A 302-nucleotide genomic window follows, 5' to 3' on the forward strand; every position below is an offset into this window, starting at 1 on the left:
GTGGCCGAGGGCGGGCAGTTTGTCGCCTCGAATGAGCTGATGGGCTGGATCGGCACGCAAGAGCTTGCCGCGCATGGCATTGCGCTTCAGATCTCGGCCATTGCCTTCATGCTGCATCTGGGCTTGTCGAACGCCGCCACGGTGCGCGTCGGTCAGGCCAAGGGCCGCGACGATGCCGGCTTCATGCGCGATGCCGGGGCCACGGTGATTGGCCTGTCGATGGCGATTGCGCTGATCGTGGTCACGGTTTTCGTGCTTTACCCGCGCGAGATCGTGACGCTTTACCTTGACCCGCTCGACCC

The 302-nt window shown here is 64.2% G+C and carries 1 protein-coding gene; it reads left to right on the plus strand.

Annotation, left to right across the window (positions count from 1 at the left end):
- Positions 1 to 302, plus strand: a 302-nt coding sequence (locus RMT89_RS42120; protein WP_315889041.1) for an MATE family efflux transporter, incomplete at both ends; no start/stop codon positions are given.

Source organism: Streptomyces sp. P17 (assembly GCF_032436805.1).
Taxonomy (GTDB): Bacteria; Actinomycetota; Actinomycetes; order Streptomycetales; family Streptomycetaceae; genus Streptomyces.